Origin of the sequence: Providencia alcalifaciens, from assembly GCF_915403165.1 — a bacterium.
In the GTDB taxonomy this organism is placed as follows: Bacteria; Pseudomonadota; Gammaproteobacteria; order Enterobacterales; family Enterobacteriaceae; genus Providencia; species Providencia alcalifaciens_C.
Genome location: NZ_OU659204.1, coordinates 451,785 through 473,740, shown reverse-complemented (window position 1 = coordinate 473,740; position 21,956 = coordinate 451,785). Strand labels below are relative to the sequence as shown.

General features: G+C 43.2%; 16 protein-coding genes. 4 read left to right on the top strand and 12 right to left on the bottom strand.

The genetic code is table 11. The features are described 5' to 3' along the window. Positions 1 to 150: 150 nt before the first annotated feature. Both lexA and LDO73_RS02065 read right to left on the bottom strand, forming a co-directional pair. On the bottom strand, positions 151 to 768 hold the full coding sequence (gene lexA, locus LDO73_RS02070; protein ID WP_224059976.1) for a transcriptional repressor LexA: 618 nt from the start codon (positions 766 to 768) through the stop codon (positions 151 to 153). A gap of 137 nt (positions 769 to 905) precedes the next feature. Beyond that, entirely contained in the window at positions 906 to 1,280 is a 375-nt protein-coding gene (locus LDO73_RS02065) for a diacylglycerol kinase (protein WP_224059975.1), read from the bottom strand. Between the two features lie 124 nt (positions 1,281 to 1,404). Between LDO73_RS02065 and plsB the strand changes: the two genes are divergently transcribed. Further along, entirely contained in the window at positions 1,405 to 3,909 is a 2,505-nt protein-coding gene (gene plsB, locus LDO73_RS02060; RefSeq protein ID WP_224059974.1) for a glycerol-3-phosphate 1-O-acyltransferase PlsB, read from the top strand. A 170-nt stretch (positions 3,910 to 4,079) separates the two neighbouring features. Here plsB and ubiA read toward each other — a convergent pair whose 3' ends face one another. The 3 genes from ubiA to pgi all read right to left on the bottom strand — a co-directional run bounded on the left by ubiA (position 4,080) and on the right by pgi (position 7,464). After that, positions 4,080 to 4,934 (bottom strand): 4-hydroxybenzoate octaprenyltransferase, encoded by an 855-nt coding sequence (ubiA, locus tag LDO73_RS02055; RefSeq protein ID WP_224059973.1) that lies wholly within the window; start codon positions 4,932 to 4,934, stop codon positions 4,080 to 4,082. A gap of 74 nt (positions 4,935 to 5,008) precedes the next feature. Further along, on the bottom strand, positions 5,009 to 5,512 hold the full coding sequence (gene ubiC, locus LDO73_RS02050; RefSeq protein WP_224059972.1) for a chorismate lyase: 504 nt from the start codon (positions 5,510 to 5,512) through the stop codon (positions 5,009 to 5,011). A 305-nt stretch (positions 5,513 to 5,817) separates the two neighbouring features. Continuing rightward, positions 5,818 to 7,464: a glucose-6-phosphate isomerase gene (gene pgi, locus LDO73_RS02045; RefSeq protein ID WP_224059971.1), complete on the bottom strand. Its 1,647-nt coding sequence runs from the start codon at positions 7,462 to 7,464 to the stop codon at positions 5,818 to 5,820. Between the two features lie 376 nt (positions 7,465 to 7,840). Here pgi and lysC point away from each other — a divergent pair, with 376 nt between their 5' ends. Then, positions 7,841 to 9,208 carry a lysine-sensitive aspartokinase 3 gene (lysC, locus tag LDO73_RS02040; protein ID WP_224059970.1) on the top strand — a complete coding sequence of 456 codons (1,368 nt, stop codon included), beginning with the start codon at positions 7,841 to 7,843 and terminating at the stop codon, positions 9,206 to 9,208. 121 nt (positions 9,209 to 9,329) lie between these two features. Here lysC and LDO73_RS02035 read toward each other — a convergent pair whose 3' ends face one another. The 4 genes from LDO73_RS02035 to metH all read right to left on the bottom strand — a co-directional run bounded on the left by LDO73_RS02035 (position 9,330) and on the right by metH (position 16,009). Next, positions 9,330 to 9,575, bottom strand: a complete 246-nt coding sequence (locus tag LDO73_RS02035) for a hypothetical protein (protein ID WP_224059969.1) — start codon at positions 9,573 to 9,575, stop codon at positions 9,330 to 9,332. Between the two features lie 338 nt (positions 9,576 to 9,913). Beyond that, the gene (locus LDO73_RS02030; RefSeq protein WP_224059968.1) at positions 9,914 to 11,470 is read right to left on the bottom strand and encodes an SEL1-like repeat protein; all 1,557 of its coding nucleotides are present in this window, start codon (positions 11,468 to 11,470) and stop codon (positions 9,914 to 9,916) included. Between the two features lie 195 nt (positions 11,471 to 11,665). After that, entirely contained in the window at positions 11,666 to 12,253 is a 588-nt protein-coding gene (locus tag LDO73_RS02025) for a hypothetical protein (RefSeq protein ID WP_224059967.1), read from the bottom strand. 72 nt (positions 12,254 to 12,325) lie between these two features. Beyond that, positions 12,326 to 16,009: a methionine synthase gene (gene metH, locus LDO73_RS02020; protein ID WP_224059966.1), complete on the bottom strand. Its 3,684-nt coding sequence runs from the start codon at positions 16,007 to 16,009 to the stop codon at positions 12,326 to 12,328. 261 nt (positions 16,010 to 16,270) lie between these two features. Between metH and iclR the strand changes: the two genes are divergently transcribed. Then, positions 16,271 to 17,101: a glyoxylate bypass operon transcriptional repressor IclR gene (gene iclR, locus LDO73_RS02015; RefSeq protein WP_224059965.1), complete on the top strand. Its 831-nt coding sequence runs from the start codon at positions 16,271 to 16,273 to the stop codon at positions 17,099 to 17,101. A 57-nt stretch (positions 17,102 to 17,158) separates the two neighbouring features. Here iclR and LDO73_RS02010 read toward each other — a convergent pair whose 3' ends face one another. The 3 genes from LDO73_RS02010 to LDO73_RS02000 form a co-directional block, all read right to left on the bottom strand. Continuing rightward, positions 17,159 to 18,046: an N-acetylmuramoyl-L-alanine amidase gene (locus LDO73_RS02010; protein WP_224059964.1), complete on the bottom strand. Its 888-nt coding sequence runs from the start codon at positions 18,044 to 18,046 to the stop codon at positions 17,159 to 17,161. Positions 18,047 to 18,374: 328 nt separating this feature from the next. Further along, positions 18,375 to 18,653, bottom strand: a complete 279-nt coding sequence (locus LDO73_RS02005) for a helix-turn-helix domain-containing protein (protein WP_423810880.1) — start codon at positions 18,651 to 18,653, stop codon at positions 18,375 to 18,377. 413 nt (positions 18,654 to 19,066) lie between these two features. Beyond that, the gene (locus LDO73_RS02000) at positions 19,067 to 19,861 is read right to left on the bottom strand and encodes an N-acetylmuramoyl-L-alanine amidase-like domain-containing protein (RefSeq protein WP_224059962.1); all 795 of its coding nucleotides are present in this window, start codon (positions 19,859 to 19,861) and stop codon (positions 19,067 to 19,069) included. Between the two features lie 235 nt (positions 19,862 to 20,096). Here LDO73_RS02000 and edd point away from each other — a divergent pair, with 235 nt between their 5' ends. Beyond that, positions 20,097 to 21,947, top strand: a complete 1,851-nt coding sequence (gene edd / locus LDO73_RS01995) for a phosphogluconate dehydratase (RefSeq protein ID WP_224059961.1) — start codon at positions 20,097 to 20,099, stop codon at positions 21,945 to 21,947. Positions 21,948 to 21,956: the final 9 nt, after the last annotated feature.

Below are 21,956 nucleotides of genomic sequence, written 5' to 3'. Positions count from 1 at the left end.
GGAAGTAAAAGAAAGGAAGCTATATAGCAATATGGAAGATGGCTATATATAAAGAAGTGCAATATGAACATAGTTATATATAGCTATATAAAGAAAGACTATTCAAAAAATAGAGATATTGAGTCTGCTGCCAGACTCAATCGCTCATCATCAATGCCAGTCACTGTTACGGATAACCCCAACAGCCAGACCTTCGATGGTAAAATTCTGTTCGCGTAAATCAACCACGATTGGTGCAAAATCAGAGTTTTCAGCAATAAGCTCAACACGATTGCCTTGTTGCTTAAAACGTTTAACAGTGACTTCATCTTCGATACGTGCCACAACAATTTGCCCATTATGGACATTCTGTGTTTTATGTACCGCAAGTAAATCACCATCCATAATACCGATATCTTTCATCGACATACCATTTACGCGTAATAAAAAGTCAGCGTGTGGTTTAAATAACTCTGGGTCGACTTGGTAATGGCTTTCAATATGTTCTTGTGCAAGCAATGGTTCGCCGGCAGCAACACGTCCAATCAGAGGAAGTCCTAAATCTTCAGGTTCCTCTTCTAACAACAGACGAATGCCTCTGGAAGCTCCAGAAACAATTTCAATTACCCCTTTACGAGCTAAGGCTTTTAAATGTTCTTCTGCCGCATTAGGCGAACGAAAACCCAAACTTGCTGCTATCTCAGCGCGTGTTGGTGGCATGCCAGTTTGCGAAATATGGTCACGCACCAGATCGTAAACTTGCTGTTGTCGAGCTGTCAGTGCTTTCATCCCGTTCCCCTGTTTGTTTATACAGTCAGACTGTGAGTATATACAGGTAAATGGGTATTGGGAACTGTTAAATTAGCCAAAATCTGCATTTGTTGATGAATTTCTGGCTTTTTATCTCTTTTACTATTTTTAGCCGATTAAACCGTAAAATAACGCGCCCATAAAACCGTTCCCCAGATAAACAGTGCCAATCCTATCGTGACGAACACAGCTGCGGAGCCAATATCTTTCGCTCGCCCAGATAATTCATGGTATTCACTGCCAATACGGTCAACAACCGCCTCAATTGCACTGTTAATTAACTCAACGATTGCGACTAACACGACTGAACCAATTAATAAAATTCTGTCAATTTGGCTAATATCCAAGTAAAAAGCTATAATTATCGCAATGATAGCAGCAACCGCTTCTTGACGGAATGCAGCTTCATTGACCCATGCTGCTTTTAAACCTTTAAGGGAGTATCCAGCCGCTTTGATGACCCGAGTGAGACCCTTAGTTTGACTTGCCATATTTTTTCCTTAATTTTTAAACAATAATCAACTTTTGCAGTCAAAGTGAATTATCGATAACAGATCTAAACGTTGCTTTCTGATATGATTGCGCAGCATTACTAACAAGAGGCTATAATCATTTATGTCACTATGGCGTAAAATATATTACAACACGTTGAATTTACCACTGAAATTATTGGTAAAAAGTAAACTAATCCCAACGGACCCGATAACAGAGTTGCAGCTTGACCCAAACAAGCCAACGCTGTACGTCTTGCCATATCACTCAAAGTCCGACCTTCTCACGCTTCGCCAACAATGCTTAGCGATTGGTTTACCTGATCCTCTCGTGGATAACGATATCAATGGCACCAAGCTCCCTGCCTATGTGTTTATTGATGATGGCCCACGCGTGTTCCGTTACTACTCCCCAGATCCACGTAAAGAGTCAGTAAAAATATTCCATGCGTATCTGGATTTGCATAAAAACAATCCAAATCTTGATATTCAAATGCTACCTGCATCCGTCATGTTTGGACGTGCGCCGGGTCGCGAAGGGCATAAGCCAGCCCCGTTAAAACTCTTAAACGGAGTGCAAAAATTCTTTGCAGTCCTGTGGTTAGGGCGCGATAGCTTTGTGCGTTTTTCTCCGAGCATTTCTCTTGGCCAGATGGCACAGGAGCATGGCACTGATACCATCATTGCCAATAAACTCGCTCGCGTAGCACGTATCCATTACTCTCGTCAGCGTTTAGCTGCAGTCGGGCCAAAACTGCCTGCACGTTATGAGCTATTTAATAAGCTGCTATCCTCTAAAGCCATTGAAAAAGCGGTTGAAGACGAAGCTCGCAGTAAAAAAATTCCATTACAAAAAGCCCAGCAAAATGCCGTGGCGATGATGGAAGAAATTGCCGCCAACTTCTCTTATGAAGCTGTGCGACTGACTGACCGCGTACTGGGCTGGACATGGAACCGCTTATACCAAGGGATCAACGTTCAACATGCTGAGCGCGTTCGCCAGCTGGCACAAGATGGTCACGAAATTGTGTATGTACCCTCTCACCGTAGCCATATGGACTACCTGCTGCTCTCTTATGTGCTGTATCACCAAGGTCTGGTGCCACCACACATTGCGGCGGGTATTAACCTCAATTTTTGGCCAGCCGGCCCGATTTTCCGCCGTTTAGGCGCATTCTTTATTCGCCGTACGTTCAAAGGCAATAAACTCTATTCCACTATATTTCGCGAATACCTCAGTGAGCTATTTGCTCGCGGCTATTCGATTGAATACTTTGTGGAAGGTGGTCGTTCACGTACAGGTCGCTTACTGGAGCCGAAAACGGGTACCTTGTCGATGACCCTACAAGCGATGCTACGCGGAGACTCTCGCCCTATCACTATTGTCCCTATCTATATTGGTTACGAACATGTGATGGAAGTGGGAACTTACGCGAAAGAGCTGCGTGGAGCGGAAAAAGAGAAAGAAGGCTTCTTCTCCATGGTGCGTGGTCTGCGTAAACTGCGTAATTTAGGTCAAGGCTATGTGAACTTTGGGCAGCCAATTTCACTGACCCAATACTTAAATAACCGCGTGCCAAATTGGCGTGAATCTATTGACCCAATTGAGCCACAGCGCCCAAGCTGGTTAAACCCAACCGTCAGCAGCTTAGCCGATAACATTATGGTGAATATCAATAATGCGGCAGCCGCCAACGCGATTAACTTATGTTCAACGGCACTGTTGGCGTCACGTCAGCGCTCGCTCACCCGTGAACAACTGCTTGAGCAAATAGAGTGCTATCTGCAGCTACTGCGCAATGTGCCTTACACTGCCGATGCAACCACGCCGAACAAAACAGCTGAAGAGCTTCTTGAACACGCTTTGCAGATGAATAAGTTTGAAGTCGAAAAAGACAGTATGGGGGATATTATTATTCTGCCACGCGAAAATGCCGTCTTGATGACCTATTACCGTAACAATATTCATCACTTACTGGTTCTGCCTTCGCTTATCGCTAGCATTGTGCTGCACCATGAGCGCATTAGCCGTGACGCTATCCACCAGCAAGTTGCGCTGATTTATCCATTCCTGAAAGCTGAACTGTTTATGCGTTATGACGCAAACGCGCTCACGGAAACGGTGGATACATTGATTGATGAGCTGAACAGCCAACAACTGATCTGCGTGAAAGATGAGAATATGGTGGTGCTAAATCCTCGCCGTATCCGTCCTTTACAGCTACTGGCCGCGGGTGTTCGTGAGACACTGCAACGCTACGCCATCACGCTGTCATTGCTCAATGCAAGCCCAGAAGTCAGCCGCAATACGTTGGAGAAAGAGAGTCGTATGCTCGCGCAGCGTCTGTCCGTTCTGCACGGTATTAACGCCCCTGAATTCTTTGATAAAGCCGTGTTCTCAACACTGGTCGATACCCTCAAAGAAGAAGGCTATATCGATAATAATGAGAACGATATTTTCTCAACGAATGCGAAGAATCTGTATGCCGTGCTTGCACGCTTGATGTCACCGGAAATCCGTCTGACCATTGAGAGCGTTAGCCAAACTGAAGAACTTTCTGCACCAAAGCCGGCACCGAAAAATACGCCGGAAAGTGCTGATACAGACTCAGAAGCTCCGCAAGAGTAATCTCACAAGTCAATGATACGCACCAACAAAAAAGGGTAATGCCAATGCATTACCCTTAGGTTGCTAACAAAGAGGGATAAAACCTGGTTTTTCCCTCTTTGTGTTATCAGGCAAAAATCAATTAATTGATTTTCCTTATTTATTTCACAACCCTCAAACAATTTTAGCGGTTAAAAATAGCTAATCACCATACCGATAAACAGAATAAAGCCAACATAGTTATTATTCATAAACGCTTTGAAACACGGCGCTCGTTCTCGGTTCACCATCAATTGCTGTTGATAAACAAACAGCGCAGCGGCTAGCACTAACGAACCATAATAAACCATACCTAAGTTAGCCAATGAGCCAATCACCACCAGCAAGCCAACCATGACAATTTGCAGCAAACCAATAATCAGCTTGTCATATTGACCAAACAAAATCGCCGTCGATTTCACGCCAATTTTTAAATCATCGTTGCGGTCAACCATGGCATATTGAGTGTCATAAATCACTGACCAGATGATATTCACTAAAAATAGTAACCAACAAACTAGTGGTAAGGACTCACTAACGGCTGAGAATCCCATTGGGATTGACCAACCAAATGCAGCACCCAATACCACTTGAGGTAAATGGCTCACACGCTTCACAAACGGGTAGACCCACGCTAGCGCTAAGCCTGCGACTGATAACCAGATAGTCATGGTATTCAAACTCAATACCAATAAGAAAGAGAGCCCCACCAGCGCAGCAAATAGAATTTTTGCTTCTTTTTCCGTGACATCACCGCTAGGCAGTGGTCGGTGTTTGGTTCTTTCTACGTGCCCATCGAAATTACGATCAGCAAAGTCATTGATAACACAGCCTGCAGCACGCATTAAAAATACACCTGCCGTGAAGACAATCAGAAAATGCAAGCTTGGCGTGCCTTGGGCGGCAATCCACAGCGCCCAATAGGTTGGCCACAGTAATAACAGTGAGCCAATAGGTCTATCAATACGCATTAAACGGCTGTATGCATGCCATTTACTTAGCGCCATACTTCCCTCCACGTTATCGTGCTCCTTTATGATTCTATTTTACCCATAAACGTCATTTGAATTATGTTAGATAGTTATCTATATGCAGGTGATTCAGGTAAAAATATTTCGGTTAATAATAATGGTTTTTGGGACAATCTAAGTAGGGAGCGGCGTACCCAGCGATCAGCGCTGGATCCCATTTCAATATAATCTCGGGTTAGATTTTCATGACTAAAGAGGTAGCGCCCTAATGGGACTCGCCCAATGTCCACTAATTGCTTGTCAGTATCGGTGAGCGTCTCTTCTGGGATCAGCGTTCTGCCAATCAACCAAGGGATATTATCCCCATACATAATCACTTCCCGTAGCCAATAACGCTCACTCATTGGTAAGCATTTTTGTTCGTCGGCTGTGAGCATATCCAGTGAGATATAGCGTTCTAAATAAGGTATTACCGTCACTTTCTGACTATGCTGCTCAAACCGCTTGGTCATCGAGCCCTGCTCTTGCAACCAATCTAATACACTTTCAGGAACACTCTCGTCGCCCTCTTCTAACCAGTTTATCGGGTGAGAGGTAAAAATCGTTTCAGACATTCAATCAAATTCCACCATAGTAATTATGGTTATCCCCTGATTGCTACTCCAGCTTGTTAACGTCTAGCGTATTAAAGCCACAACCAGCATCGTTCATCTAAATTATTGGGCGATAGAATAGCACGTTGTTATAGTGCAAGGTTAAAGATAGATAACAATTTATATAAAAAGTCGCTAATTCAACACAAATTGTAAAAATTTTGTGAAAATTATTTGATTTATAATGAGTTAGCTTAAAAATCGTATTTTATTAGGATACTAATAGCCTGCCAATCACAGGCTATTAGTCGCTTAAAAAAACGCCATTAACGCCAGTTTTTATAGCGATTAATCAGCCCGTTGGTAGAGCTATCATGGCTCTCTACCCCTTGGCTATTTTCCAATTCAGGTAGGATACGGCTCGCCAGTTGCTTACCTAACTCTACGCCCCATTGGTCAAAGGTGAAAATATTCAAAATTGCACCTTGGGTGAAGATTTTATGCTCATACATAGCGATCAGCGCCCCTAATGAATACGGCGTGATCTCTTTAAGTAAAATAGAGTTAGTTGGGCGATTGCCTTCAAACACTTTGTAAGGTGCCACATATTCCATCTCTTCGACGGTTTTACCTTGCGCGGCAAATTCTGCATCCACCACTTCACGGGTTTTACCGAAGGCTAACGCTTCCGTTTGTGCGAAGAAGTTAGAAAGCAGCTTAGCATGGTGGTCCCCCAGTGGATTATGTGTCACGGCCGGCGCAATAAAGTCACATGGGATCATTTTTGTCCCTTGGTGAATCAACTGGTAAAACGCATGTTGCCCGTTAGTTCCCGGTTCACCCCAAATAATCGGGCCTGTTTGGTAAGTGACTGCATTGCCATTACGGTCGATATATTTTCCGTTTGATTCCATATTGCCTTGTTGGAAGTAGGCCGCAAAGCGATGCATATATTGATCGTATGGAAGAATCGCTTCAGTTTCTGAACCAAAAAAGTTGTTGTACCAGATGCCGATCAGCGCTAATAAAACGGGGATATTGCTTTCTAGAGGCGTTTGCGTGAAGTGCTTATCCATTGCATGAGCACCGCTCAGTAATTGAACGAAATTCTCATAACCGATGGATAAAATGATAGACAAACCAATCGCTGACCACAGAGAGTAACGACCGCCAACCCAATCCCAGAATTCGAACATGTTATTGGTATCAATACCAAATTTTGCGACTTGCTCGCTGTTCGTTGAGAGCGCCACAAAATGCTTCGCGATATGTTTTTCATCGTTGGCAAACGTCAATAACCACTCACGCGCGGAATGCGCATTAGTCATGGTTTCTTGCGTTGTAAAGGTTTTCGATGCGATCAGGAATAACGTCGTTTCAGGATTGAGATCCTTCAATGTTTCTGCAATTTGAGTGCCATCAACGTTAGAGACAAAATGCATATTTAAATGGTTTTTATAAGGACGTAGCGCCTCAGTCACCATAAATGGTCCCAGATCTGAGCCACCAATCCCAATGTTCACCACATCCGTAATGGCTTTACCGGTGTACCCTTTCCACTCGCCACTGATAATGCGTACGCTGAACTGCTGCATTTTTTCCAGCACTGCGTTCACTTCTGGCATCACATCTTTGCCATCCACCAGCACTGGGGTATTGTCGCGGTTACGTAATGCGGTATGCAGCACGGCACGATCTTCAGTGCGATTGATTTTCTCACCACTGAACAGACTTTTGATTGCATCTTCCAGTTGCGTTTCTTTGGCTAATGCCAAAAGTTTGTTCAATGTCTCTTGTTTAATACGGTTTTTGGAGAAATCCACTAAGATTTGGTCATCAAAAGTGGCTGAAAACCTCGTAAAGCGCTGCTCATCTTGTGCAAATAAGTCACGCATATGCACATTTTTCATGTCTGCATAATGCTGCTCTAGCGCTCGCCATGCCGCTGTCTGGCTTGGATTGATACTTTTCATGGATAACACCTCCAAAACAATTTCAAATAATAATAGATTGTAACTCGCCGAGGACACGAAGCTTATCGGTTTTCTGCGTTCTCATAATCTGCTGTTGTTAGGTCTATTCTCCCAAACCTAACGCCAACTGTCATCTCATCCCCAAAATGGTTTTGAAAAAGGAAGGTATTGGGAAAACCGATAATCATTTGCCCATCATTAGAATTACTGATTTACCTCGATTCATTATTGACGATACGTGCCAAAGTCGATAAATCTATTACTCCAACGTATTTCAAGCTGTTGATGTCGTGCCGTATTCGACCAGCGCCGCAGGAATTATTTTGGGTTCATGCATTATTTAAAGATAGGCGGTTTAATTAAAGGGATTGGAAAAATGAATACAGTAGCTGGCAGTAATCAGTTTGTTATCGCAAAATTCGGCGGCACAAGCGTCGCTAACTTCGACGCCATGAATAAAAGTGCGGATATCGTACTGGCAAATGATCAAGTTCGTGTGGTTGTGCTTTCCGCAAGTGCAGGGATCACCAACTTACTCATTGAACTCGCTGAAGGCTGTGACACTGATAAACGCAACGAGCTACTGCAAAGAGTCAAACAAACTCAATATGACATTATTGAACACCTGCAAACTGCGAACGTTATTCGCGAAGAAATCGATCGTCTACTTGAGAATATCGCCCATTTAGCCGATTCCGCCTCTCTGGCCACTTCCGATGCTTTAACGGATGAAATGGTCAGCCACGGCGAGATTATGTCCACATTACTGTTTGTGGAAGTGTTGCGCCAACGTGGGGCATCCTCACAATGGTTTGATGTCCGCAAAGTGATGAGAACCAATGAAAGCTTTGGTCGCGCTGAGCCGGATCTTGAACAGCTACAAGTGCTCGCACAGCAGCAGTTACTTCCACGCTTAGCCGAGTCGATTATTATCACTCAAGGGTTTATTGGTCGAGATGCCAAAGGGCGCACCACCACCCTAGGGCGCGGAGGCAGTGACTATACCGCTGCCTTACTGGCTGAAGTATTGAACCTAGCCCGCGTGGATATTTGGACGGATGTGCCTGGCATTTACACCACCGATCCTCGCGTGGTGCCGAATGCCCAAAAAATCGATGAAATCGCCTTTGATGAAGCAGCTGAAATGGCGACTTTCGGCGCAAAAATCCTGCATCCAGCCACGTTATTACCCGCAGTGCGTGCAGGGATCCCTGTATTCGTCGGCTCGAGTAAAGCCCCAGAAGCAGGTGGGACGATTGTCAGCGACCAAACGGAAAACCCACCGCAATTTAGAGCACTCGCATTACGCCGCAAGCAAACGTTACTGACGCTGCACAGTTTGAAAATGCTACATGCCCGTGGTTTCCTGGCAGAGATTTTTACTATCTTGCTGCGCCATAATATTTCCGTGGATTTGATCACCACGTCGGAAGTGAGTGTCGCACTGACATTAGATACAACGGGCTCAACAGGCACTAATGGTAGCTTGCTGACCAATGCCTTAATGACAGAATTATCCGCGCTGTGCCGCGTAGAAGTGGAAGAAAACCTTGCTCTGGTGGCTATTATTGGTAACCAACTTTCACAAGTGAACGGGCTCGGCAAACAGATTTTCGGCGCGCTGGAATCCTTTAATATCCGTATGATCAGCTACGGTGCTAGCAGCCATAATATTTGTCTGCTTGTGCCGGGTAACGACGCGGAAGAGATTGTTCGCACGCTGCACAATAATCTTTTTGAGTGATGGCGAATAGCTATCCATAAACGATAACGGGCAATCTTTTGATTGCCCGTTTGACTATTGATAAACCCATCAGGTTTGGAAATGGCTCTTTTGGGTTGTAAAATTAACAAGGAAAATCAATTTAACGACTTAGGAAAGAGGTAATCAGCCCACTAAACGTCGACTCACCCGCAAAAGCATAAGTGCTTTTTAGCTCTTCTCCGCGAATATCTGCAAAGCGCGCTAACGCCAATTCTTCGCTATTCGCCTCTATCTCTTCAAACTGCTTTTGGTAACCCGTATTCACTAACTCGGTAGCTTTCTGGATTTCAGTCATCTCTAACGCAACAACTTCGTCAGATTTAATAAAAAAACAATAAGTGCTCATTTGACACCTCATTTTTTCATACTCAAAAAACAACTAGACTCGTTCTAATCTAATGGAGAGATTTACAACAAAGACTCAACAAAGAACCAGTTAATAAAACTATACTTCATTATTTAGCTAAATAAAAATAGCTTCCTAATTCACAAAGATTGATAAATTTTATGGTGTAGAAATACGTATTTTTTAAAAAAGAAAGAGTAAGAGAGTAATTTTCAAGAATATCAAAATGATATTTGTCATTACGATAAAAAAGCAAAATAGATAAAGATGATTAAAAGCCAATAGCATTAATAAGGTTATTGGCTTTTAAATGAAATAGAATGGATTCTTTTATTGATTCATTTTTTAGAAGGCAATGAATTTTTTACACTTTCTGTATATTGCAGCATATTCGCTTTCGCATTATGGTCTTTTTGCAATAATGCTAAGTTATTTTTTGCGGTCACATTACCCAGTTTATCCGCACGCTCAAACCACATAATGGCGCGGAAAATATTTTTACTGCCGCCTTCTCCTCGGGCATACATCACGCCGAGGTTATTTTGCGCATCACTGTTTTCTTTGAATGCAGCGGACTCCAAAAGCTCTCGTGCTTTTTGGCTATCTTGCTGAACCCCAGTTCCAGTCAGGTAGAAAATTGCCAACTGGCTTTTGGCTTCCATATTGTCTTCTTTAGTGGCTTCCAGCCACTTCACAATCTGCTGGATCTCAACATCTTTCAACTGACCCGCCAGATATAAATTCGCCAACTTTAATTGTGCATCGACAATATCTGAATCGGCTAATTCGATATACCACTGGGTCGCTTTGGCCATATCAGGTTTAACGCCGCCGAGGCCTTTTTCATAATACTCAGCCACTTTCATGGCGGCTTCAGCAGACTCATTATCCGCTGCCATTTGGTACCACTTAAAGGCTTCGCTCAGGTCTTGTCCAACGCCATCGCCTGTCTCATATGCTTGTGCTAGCGCATATTGAGCCGAAAATTCACCTTGGTTTGCCGCGCGTTTATACCAGTAAACGGCTTGGTAGTTATTTTGCTCAACAAGCGGGTGGCCCTTGCTGTAAAAGTCCCCCATGTTTTTTTGTGCAACTGGGGAGCCCATATTCGCGGCTTGGCGATACAGGTAAATCGCCGTGTCCTCATCTTTTTCCATGCCTTCGCCATTTTCATACATCACGGCTAAGTTGTTCACGGCAGAGGCTACACCATTACGTGCACTGCGCTCATACCATGTAAAAGCTTTATTGTAGTCAATATCACCACCAAGCCCATCATGGTAGAACAACCCAATGGCAAACTGTGCATATTCTTGCTCTTGCTCTGCGGCTTCATAATACCAAGCGCGTGCTTGTTTATAGTCTTTTTCGACACCTAAACCACGCTCAAATAAATAGCCCATCGCATATTGGCAGTATGCATCACCTTTTTCGGCGCATTTACGGTACCAATTACCCGCTTGCTCATAATCCTTTTTGCGCTGCGCCAGCATACCAATGTAATAATCACCATCATTACTATTTAAATCTGAAGCTTTCTTAAACCAGTAATAGGCTTTATTTTCATCGACATCGAGAAAATCTGTGCCATCCAAATAAGCGACACCCACGTCAATCATGGCATCAACTTTGCCCGCATTGGCCTCTTTAATGCTACTTTGGAAATCGGTTGGAAGGTTGCTTGGCTCAGTCACTTCAAGGGCTTTAGGTAAAGGTTCAACTAAAGCAGAATCCGCCTGAGGTGTTAAAACCACAGGGGTGATCATTGGGGTAGAAGATTGATTAGCAGTCGCTTTGGTTGGTTGGTTATGAAACGAACCCGACTCTATTGGCTCTGCTTGCACATAAGGGGCACAGATAATGCAGAAACTAAATAAGAGAGAGGGTAATTTCATGACATTTACTCACAGCTTGGCATTGACCACTGCTATATAAGATATCATTCCCATACAAAAATCATAAGGACTATAAGCAGAAAATAACCAAATGATGTGAATTTTTAAGAAAATAATTTGGGTGATTATCGTAATTGGTTATAAAACGAGCTAATCACCCTCTAATTAATAATTAAATTGTCTTAATGCGGAAAATTAATTAACGCGATATCCACCATGCTTACTGGCAAATAAATTAAACTTACCCCACTCAATTAAAATCAATTCCAATTTTTGATGGCTAATTTTGCATAGCGTCGATATTTGGGAAACCACAAAATGGTTTTCACCCACTAATTCTTCTGAAAATACCTCGGCAATTAATCCACTCTCTTTCGCTGTAATTAACCAGCCATCATTGGTCGCAAATTTATGAACCGGAACCATACCGTCTTTGGTACTTTCTTTAGAGAGTAACTTATCTTCTGCTTGTTGGGCTTGATAAAATGCGTCGATTTCCTCTTGTGAAGGGATCGGCTCAACCCGCTCTTGGTTTTCCAAGAACAGGTAAATTTCTTCTGCTCTTGCTGGCGTTAACTCGCTTCTTAACCAAATTTGGTTAAAGCAATGTTCCGTCAATGAATCTTCAGTATCCAGCTTATCCATGATTTGCAAAATGCTCATCATGGCACTCACCGCATCTTCGCTCATCATAAATGTTTCTGGTGCGGCGCTATTTTGGATCTGATAAGGATAGACTACCGAAGATGGCAGTTTTCCTTCAATTATAAATTCATAGCTCATCATTTGCTCCCAATAGATTTCCTACCTATAAGATGGAGGCGAATAACTGAAAAATCAATCTTATGAATCAAATCAATCTTCTGGGTCATAGCCTAAATTTGGCGCTAGCCAGCGTTCTAATTCTGCGACAGTCATTCCTTTGCGTTTGGCATAATCTTCAATTTGATCTTTTTGCACCTGTGCCACCGCAAAGTATTTACTATCCGGGTGACTAAAGTACCAACCCGATACTGAGGCACCCGGCCACATTGCATAAGAGCTGGTCAATTTCATCCCAATTTTGTCTTCCACATTCAGGAGTTGCCAGATTTTTTCCTTTTCTGTGTGTTCAGGACAAGCGGCATAACCCGGCGCAGGGCGAATTCCTTGATAATTTTCACGGATCAACTCTTCGTTGCTCAGCGCTTCCTCTGACGCATAGCCCCAATACTGGGTTCTGACTTGTTGATGCAAATATTCTGCGAAGGCTTCTGCTAAGCGATCAGCCAAGGCTTTCACCATGATTTTATTATAATCATCGTGGGCATTTTCATACTGCTGGGCCAATGCATCCTCTTCTAATCCGCCAGTAACCGCAAATGCACCGATATAGTCCGCTTTACCACTCTCTTTCGGTGCCACAAAATCGGATAAACAGTAGTTAGGAAAATCTGTTTTCAACGTTTGTTGGCGTAAATTCAGTGAAACTGCTTGGACTTCATTTCGAGCAGAGGAACGATAGATTTCCACATCATCCACTACGCGGTTTGCAGGGAAAATTCCAAAGATCCCTTTTGGCGTCAGTAATTTTTGGCTATCCAGTGTGTCGAGCATCGCATTCGCATCAGCCAACAATTTGCGCGCCTCTTCCCCAACCACTTCATCTTCCAGAATTCGCGGATATTTACCTGCCAATGACCATGTCATAAAGAATGGCGTCCAGTCGATATAGTCACGCAATGTTTTAATGGATGCCGTTACTTCTTGAACGCCTAGGAATTTAGGAACTGGTGGCTGGTACTGTTGCCAGTCAATATTCACCCCATTAGCTCGAGCGGCTTCTAATGTGACGGGTGGCGTTCTTGGTTTTTTACGCCCATGTTGCAGGCGAACTGTGTCATATTCACGGCGTGTTCGGGCAACAAACTCGGCTTTTTGGGTTGCTGAAAGTAATGCGGAGACAACACCCACCGTACGGGATGCATTCTGCACATAGACAGTGGGTCCTGAATAGTTTTGCTCGATTTTTACGGCGGTGTGGGCTTTCGAGGTGGTTGCCCCGCCAATCAATAGCGGTAAGGTAAACCCTTGTCGCTCCATCTCTTTTGCCACATGCACCATTTCATCCAACGACGGTGTAATCAGCCCCGATAAACCGATAATATCGACCTTCTGTTCTCGGGCAGTTTTCAGGATCGTTTCACATGGCACCATGACGCCTAAGTCAATGATTTCATAGTTATTACACTGCAAAACGACGCCCACGATATTTTTACCAATGTCGTGTACATCCCCTTTTACCGTCGCTAATAATATTTTACCTGCGCTGCTTCCCGACTGTTTTAGCTCCTGAATATACGGCTCTAAGTACGCCACGGCTTGCTTCATCACGCGGGCAGATTTCACCACTTGGGGCAGAAACATTTTCCCTTCACCAAATAGGTCACCCACCACGTTCATACCATTCATTAAGGGGCCTTCGATCACTTCGATAGGGCTTGATGCACGTTGGCGAGTCTCTTGTGTATCTTGGATAATAAATTCCGTGATCCCTTTCACTAGCGAGTATTCAAGCCGTTTTTCCACTTCCCAGCTGCGCCATTCCGCTTGTTGAACTTGCTGCTCTTGTCCCCCTGTTCCACGGTATTTTTCAGCCAATTCCAGCAGCTTTTCAGTGCCGTCTTCTCGGCGATTGAGGATCACATCTTCTACCGCGTTTTTGAGCTCGGCGGGAAGATCGTCATAAATGGCCAGTTGCCCCGCATTGACGATCCCCATATCCATCCCATTGCGGATCGCGTGATACAGGAAAACAGCGTGAATAGCTTCACGTACCGGATCATTCCCTCGGAATGAGAAAGAGACGTTAGACACCCCACCGGAGATCAATGCATGGGGCAGTTGATCTTTAATATCTTTACAGACTTCAATAAAATCAACAGCATAGTTATTATGCTCTTCAATCCCCGTAGCAACCGCAAAAATGTTCGGGTCAAAAATAATATCTTCAGGCGGAAAACCGACTGTTTCTGTCAATATTTGGTATGCGCGGCGGCAAATTTCGATTTTACGCTCGCGGGTATCTGCTTGCCCCACTTCATCGAACGCCATAACCACCATCGCTGCACCATATTTACGGACTAATTTGGCGTGTTCAATAAAGGCATCAACTCCCTCTTTCATTGAGATGGAGTTCACGATCCCTTTGCCTTGGATGCACTTCAGCCCTTTTTCGATCACGTCCCATTTCGAGGAGTCGATCATAATAGGCACCCGTGCAATATCAGGCTCCCCCGCGATCAAATTCAGAAAACGTACCATCGCCGCGTGGGAATCTAGCATTCCCTCATCCATATTGATGTCGATGATCTGCGCGCCGTTTTCCACTTGTTGACGAGCGATATCAAGAGCTTCTTGGTAATTTTCTTCTTTAATTAAACGCTTAAATTTTGCCGAGCCTGTGACGTTAGTTCGCTCACCCACGTTCACAAACAGAGACTGCGCGCCAATATTCAGCGGCTCTAAACCGGATAACCGACATTCCACTGGCAATTTTGGTAACTGTCGAGGTTTAAGACCCTCAACGGCTTGCGCCATTTTTTGGATATGAAGTGGTGTGGTACCACAGCATCCACCGACAATATTTAAAAAGCCGGCTTCCGCCCATTCGCGGATCTGCTGCGCCATATTTTGGGCATCAAGATCGTATTCACCGAATGCATTCGGTAATCCTGCATTGGGGTGGGCGCTAACATAGCACTCTGAAATACGAGATAATTCAGCGATATATTGACGAAGTTCATCAGGCCCCAGTGCGCAGTTAAGCCCAAATGATAGCGGCTGAGAGTGACGCAATGAGTTATAAAATGCTTCCGTGGTTTGCCCCGATAAAGTACGCCCCGAGGCATCGGTGATAGTCCCTGAGATCATCACTGGCAAATGGATCCCAAGGGCTTCAAATTCAGTTTCTACGGCAAAAATCGCCGCTTTTGCATTTAATGTGTCAAAGATAGTTTCGATCATGATCAGATCGACACCACCTTTAATCAGCGATCGTGTGGATTCGCGATATGCGTCCACCAGCAGATCAAATGTCACGTTGCGATAGGCTGGATCATTCACATCAGGGGAGATCGATGCCGTACGGTTTGTTGGTCCCAAAACCCCAGCCACATAACGCGGTTTTTCCGGGGTTTTACGTGTCCACTCATCGGCACATTCACGCGCAAGGCGAGCTGCGGTTTCGTTAATTTGTGCAGAAAGGGCTTCCATTTTATAATCCGCCATCGCAATGGTGGTGGAGTTAAACGTATTGGTTTCAACAATATCCGCCCCTGCTGCAAAATATTGTCTATGGATATCGCAAATAATCTCAGGCTGGGTGAGCACAAGTAAGTCATTGTTACCTTTCAAATCACTTGGCCAATCCGCAAAACGCGCACCTCGAAACTGCTCTTCAGAGAGCTTATGGCGTTGGATCATCGTTCCCATCGCACCATCTAGGACGAGAATTCTATTTTTTAATTGTTGTTCTAATTGGTTTTTTTTGCTGGACACTGCACTGTCCTCCTGAAAATGATAATCCCTCGGCTTAATCGGCCCCATGCTATGACTTCGCACAGCTAAATCGTCAATGAATTGAAACTAAACTAAATTTGTATGAATCACATCCTATCATAACTTCAGAAGAGAAAATTCTTGGTTATGATGAGAGTTTTTCAGGTTGCCAAAGATCGACTTTTTGCTGATCCGATGAGTATTTTTGAAGGAAATCATTCATAATAGAAACGAATATTCATTCCTGTCAGGAGACACTTGATGGCGGCTACACCCATTACTAAAAAAATAAAGAAGGCAAAAGGACCTGCGAGTGGCGCTACGGCGGCGGGACAAGTTCAATCCTTAAGCCGCGGACTGACGCTTTTGGAATACATTTCTGAATCGACAGGCGGGATCGCCCTCACTGATTTAGCCCTTCAAGCCGGTTTACCTAATTCTACGACTCACCGCTTATTAATGACCCTCGAACAGCACGGCTTTGTACGCCAGACAGGGGATCTCGGGCTGTGGGTCATCGCTTCTCATGCCTTTATTATTGGCAGTAGCTTCCTTGAAAGTCGTAATTTATTAGCCCTTGTCCATCCGATATTGCGCCGTTTGATGGATGAATCTGGCGAAACCGTCAATTTAGCAATTTTGGATCACACGGAATATGACGCTGTGATTGTTGACCAAGTGCAATGTAATGCGTTAATGCGTATGTCTGCCCCGATTGGCGGAAAACTGCCGTTACATGCCTCGGGTGCAGGAAAAGCGTTTATTGCCAATTTGCCTGAAGAGCAGCTAATTCCATTACTTGGTAAAAAAGGCTTACATGCCTATACACCGCATACATTAACTAACCCATCAGCATTGAAAGAAAATCTGCAACAAGCTAAAAAACAAGGATTTTCTTATGACGATGAAGAGCATGCGCTGGGGTTAAGATGTATTGGTGCCTGTATTTATGATGAGCATAAAGAGGCATTTGCCGCGATCTCAATTTCTGGACCACTTTCGCGGATCACCGATGATCGGGTAACAGAGCTGGGAGCAATGGTGATCAAAGCCGCTAAAGAAATCAGCCATGAATATGGCGCTAATCGCTAGTAAGCAAAAGTGCGGGATCTCCCCGCACTTCTTCAATTAATCATGTTGCTGGCGGGGTTAATCACCCTGTTGACTGGATGCACTTTCCGATTTATTCGATTTCAAAGATTGTTTGAATTTCGGCATATTACGATATTTTTCAATCAAGGCTAAAGTGATAGCTTCCGTTTCCGCATCTGCCCGCCCATCAATATCCCGCGGACGATAATGCATTTGGAATGCGCGCAGCGTCTGCTTAGTTTCTTTATCTAATTTTCCTGTCAGTGGGATCCCTGCATAGCCATAAAATTTCAAAGCTTTTTGTAGGTTTAATACACTGACAGGTGCATTAATTTGTCGCCCTGCTAAATACTTATTAACAGTTTGAGGGTCAGGCCAAGCGCCTATTCCATGCAGCGCTAATGATTGCCACGGAAATGCACGTCCTGGATCTTGCTTACGCAGCGGTGCGATATCACTATGGCCAATGACATTTTCAGGCGGAATGTCATAACGTTGCATGATGTCTTTCAATAGAGGGATCAACGCATCTATCTGTGTGTCATTAAAAGGCGGCCAGATATCTTGACCATTTTTTCTCACCAAACCTTCATTAACGATTTCAATACCAATCGAGCTATCATTGAGTCCATGATGGTATTGCCAGCGGCTATCCCCTGCATGCCACGCTTTCAAACGCTCAGGAACGAGTTGTAAGATAACAGGCTGACCATTTTTTTGTGCAGGTTGGCTAGGAATGAGGTAGTGGGAGCTCACCTTTCCTTTCGTTAATATTTTAATTGAGTGGGCATCATCAGAAACAGTGTAATGCAGAACAATAAATTGAATACGCTCGCTGGTATTCTGTGACGGGTAACTCTGATCGAGATAGTAACCCGTTTTTGAAGGTGTCGTTGAACAACCGACAAGTAGGAATATGACAAATATCCATATTGCCCTAGCCATTTAAAACTGCCCTTTTTCCATGTTGAATTGTCGCACATTTAAGCACACCGTCCTCGATAAAACCATGAGAACTTTTTGCAAATTATCGTTTTAAATATGAACAAACCTTAAAAAAAGAGTAAATTAAATGAATCAAAAAAAACAGCATATGAATAATTTTATAAAAAAAGCTTATCGAATTTAATCGTTATCTGCTTTTATCATTTAAAAGCAGAATCATCAGATTCATGATTTTTAATTATTGCGTTGAAGATATCATTAATAATTAAAATCATTTAATCATTATAATTTTTTTAATCTATAAGATTTTAATGAAAGTGGGAGGAAATTAAAAACTAGCCAGTGCAACCTCACTAGAATTAACTTTCTCTTTTTCAAATTGACGCGCAATCATAGTAGTAATTTCATGAATATCCATTTCAAGTAAAATAGCAATCTCGATTAATTTATCTAAACTCAGCTTATTAACACCAAGTTCATATCGAGATACCTGCTGCTGGCTAAGCTGAATAATAGAAGCTAACTCCTGCCCTGATAACCCTTTACGCACTCTAGCTTTACGAAGATGGTTGCCAAGCAAAGCATAAATATTTTGTTTTTCTGATATGTACATACTCACCCCAATATAAAGAATCTAATCAAACATTAACGGGCATTATAAAAACAATATATTTTTTTTAAAATAGATAAAAGCAATTGAATTATCTATTATTGATAGGAATTTAAGGTGACATTATGATTTAAATTTTTAAACTTTACTACTGTGGGTTGTAATTCATTGCTTTATAAAATATTTTTTTAATATCATTAGTTGTTTTAACCATGTGAAACCATTATTAAAACATCTCTAATTTAATAATATTTTACAATTTAAACAGTTATAGAAATAATTGGTAACTAAAAATCACTTGTACTTACGCTTTAAATTTTTTTTAAAAATTAAAATTTATTTAAAATAATACCATGCGTAATCAATATTAAAAATACAGGTAATTAGCTGGCTTAACTTTCAAACTGACTTTATCTAAATACCATAATTCCGCTTTTTCCTTGAAGATAAGAAAATAGTTCGACATCCATTACCCGTAAATTTTTTCGTTGTGAAGAAGCATGGCGAAAAATCACTTTATCCCCTTCTCGAATAACAATACCTACATGAGTGACATCCAATCCTGATGCTGGGGAATAAATACCAATGTAATCCCCTGTTTTTAACTGCTTCAGTAATTTTCTATCAATAAACCGAGTTGGAATATAACTAATCACTCTTGGTGTTATTTTAACCGTAGCAATAATAGGATCACCGTTACTTTTTTTATTCAGTTGTTTATTAACAAAAACAGTGTGGGGGCTCAATTGAGCCGTTATATCAGAGACAACTTTATGATCCCCTTCTGCCCAATCCGAAAAGAAATGACGACGTTGATTAAATGCGACTTTTGCATCGACATAGCGTACTTTCTCTAAATATGAGGCAAATTGTTCAGCATCATCCGCATATTTAAAGGCTTCGCTATACTCAATGAATGTCATGCAATCAACGGCTTTTAAGTCAATGACTAACCGTTCCGTTGAGAATGCATCCATATTTAAAGTGCGATTATTGTAAGGAGTGCCCAACAAAATGGCAGTTGCATTCGCCATTTTTTGCTCAGCATGACTACCTTGGCTGGCTGAAATCGCCTTCTCTAATACGCCGTAAGACCCGGTGGTTAAGACTACATCAGGCACTTCTGTCGCTTGAATGCTGCTTGAGTACAACCAAAAAACACCTAACAGCCACCCAAGCGAATTACGTTTTTTCAACCCAGCCATATTTCCCTACTTGATTTTTATCTCAATGCCATTGACCAACTCATTATAGTTATTATTTATCATTCTGTTAGGCTGAAATGGTCACGATTACTCCCAAATTATTCTCTGATCCTCTTCTTGATTCAGATCACAGATATGTCGAAATCTTCATTTTTATCATTGCAACAATTGTTTTTTCATTGAACAATGTTACCGGTAACATAAAGAGTACTGTTTGTATAATGGAGCCATTATCATGAGCAAAAATATTTCTGACGTCACGACTTCAACGAAGGTCAATGACCACATTTTACAGATCACCCAACGTATCATCGCGCGCTCTAAAGAGACTCGAAAAGCCTATCTCGAAAAAATTGAACAGGCTCGTAGCAATACTGTACATCGCGCTGAACTAGCGTGTGGGAATCTGGCTCATGGTTTTGCTGCCTGCCAAAGTGAAGAAAAAAGTATTCTTAAAAGCATGACCCGTTCCGATATCGCTATCATTAACTCCTATAACGACATGCTTTCCGCCCATCGCCCCTATGACCGCTACCCTGACCAGTTGAAACAAGCCCTACTAGAAAATGGCGCGATTGGGCAAGTAGCCGCTGGTGTTCCTGCCATGTGCGATGGCGTTACCCAAGGACAAGATGGTATGGAGCTCTCATTACTGAGCCGCGATGTTATCGCGATGTCCACTGCCATTGGGCTTTCCCACAATATGTTCGATGGTGCGCTCTATTTAGGGATCTGCGATAAAATTGTTCCCGGGCTGATGATTGGCGCACTCTCTTTTGGGCACCTACCCGCGGTTTTTGTCCCCGCAGGTCCCATGAGCACAGGCTTACCCAACAAAGAAAAAGTGAGAATTCGTCAGTTATATGTTGAAGGGAAAGTTGACCGCAATGCATTACTTGATGCTGAAGCCGCGTCCTATCACAGCATTGGCACCTGCACATTTTACGGCACCGCAAATTCTAACCAAATGGTAATGGAAGTGATGGGGTTACACTTACCCGGCTCTTCCTTTGTTCCACCAGATTCCCCATTACGTGATGAGCTCACTCGCGCTGCGGCTCGCCAAATTACACGCCTTACTGAGCAATCAGGCAATTATTTACCGATTGGTAAATTGGTTGATGAAAAAGTGATTGTGAATGGTATTGTGGCACTTCTGGCAACGGGAGGATCCACCAACCTCACCATGCATCTGGTGGCGATTGCACGCGCCGCCGGGATCATTATCAATTGGGATGATTTCTCTGATCTTTCAGCTGTTGTTCCGCTGATTTGCCGAATTTATCCAAATGGTCAAGCCGATATTAACCAATTCCAAGCGGCTGGTGGCGTTCAGTTATTGATCCGCCAGCTCCTTGTCAAAGGTTTACTCCATGACGACGTTCACACCGTAGCCGGATTTGGGCTATCACGCTATACCCTCGAACCTTGGTTGGACGACGGTCAACTATCTTGGCGCGAAGGGGCAAAAAATTCTTATGATCTTGAAGTAATTGCTGATATTGATCATCCTTTCTCCCATCATGGTGGAACTAAACTACTGTCTGGAAATCTCGGCCGCGCCGTGATGAAAACGTCAGCCGTCCCCGTTGAAAACCAAGTGATTGAAGCCCCTGCTATCGTATTCAATAATCAAAATGATATTGCTCCGCGTTTTGCAGCAGGCGAATTAGACAGAGACTGCGTGATTGTAGTTCGTTTCCAAGGACCATCTGCGAATGGCATGCCAGAATTACATAAATTAATGCCGCCACTCGGGGTACTATTGGACAAAGGCTATAAAGTCGCATTAGTCACTGATGGGCGGTTGTCAGGAGCATCTGGTAAAGTGCCTTCCGCTATTCATGTCACCCCAGAGGCATACAATGGCGGCTTACTCGCTAAAGTCCAAGATGGTGATTTAATTCGCGTTAATGCATTAACAGGAGAAATTGAGCTTCTTGTGGACGAACAAATTTTATCTGCTCGTCAGCCTTATCAAATCGACCTAAGTGCAGAACGAGTTGGCTGTGGTAGAGAGTTATTTGGTGCATTAAGACAACATTTATCCGGTGCCGAAGAAGGCGCTTGTAGTATTACTGACTGACTGTATTAA

Coding starts and splice junctions, on each gene's coding strand:
- plsB (WP_224059974.1), top strand. CDS start 1,405: ATGTCACTATGGCGTAAAATATATTACAACACGTTGAATTTACCACTG.
- ubiC (WP_224059972.1), bottom strand. CDS start 5,512: ATGTCTGAAACGATTTTTACCTCTCACCCGATAAACTGGTTAGAAGAG.
- lexA (WP_224059976.1), bottom strand. CDS start 768: ATGAAAGCACTGACAGCTCGACAACAGCAAGTTTACGATCTGGTGCGT.
- LDO73_RS02010 (WP_224059964.1), bottom strand. CDS start 18,046: ATGGCTAGGGCAATATGGATATTTGTCATATTCCTACTTGTCGGTTGT.
- LDO73_RS02030 (WP_224059968.1), bottom strand. CDS start 11,470: ATGAAATTACCCTCTCTCTTATTTAGTTTCTGCATTATCTGTGCCCCT.
- lysC (WP_224059970.1), top strand. CDS start 7,841: ATGAATACAGTAGCTGGCAGTAATCAGTTTGTTATCGCAAAATTCGGC.
- edd (WP_224059961.1), top strand. CDS start 20,097: ATGAGCAAAAATATTTCTGACGTCACGACTTCAACGAAGGTCAATGAC.
- LDO73_RS02035 (WP_224059969.1), bottom strand. CDS start 9,575: ATGAGCACTTATTGTTTTTTTATTAAATCTGACGAAGTTGTTGCGTTA.
- LDO73_RS02000 (WP_224059962.1), bottom strand. CDS start 19,861: ATGGCTGGGTTGAAAAAACGTAATTCGCTTGGGTGGCTGTTAGGTGTT.
- LDO73_RS02025 (WP_224059967.1), bottom strand. CDS start 12,253: ATGAGCTATGAATTTATAATTGAAGGAAAACTGCCATCTTCGGTAGTC.
- pgi (WP_224059971.1), bottom strand. CDS start 7,464: ATGAAAAGTATCAATCCAAGCCAGACAGCGGCATGGCGAGCGCTAGAG.
- LDO73_RS02065 (WP_224059975.1), bottom strand. CDS start 1,280: ATGGCAAGTCAAACTAAGGGTCTCACTCGGGTCATCAAAGCGGCTGGA.
- ubiA (WP_224059973.1), bottom strand. CDS start 4,934: ATGGCGCTAAGTAAATGGCATGCATACAGCCGTTTAATGCGTATTGAT.
- iclR (WP_224059965.1), top strand. CDS start 16,271: ATGGCGGCTACACCCATTACTAAAAAAATAAAGAAGGCAAAAGGACCT.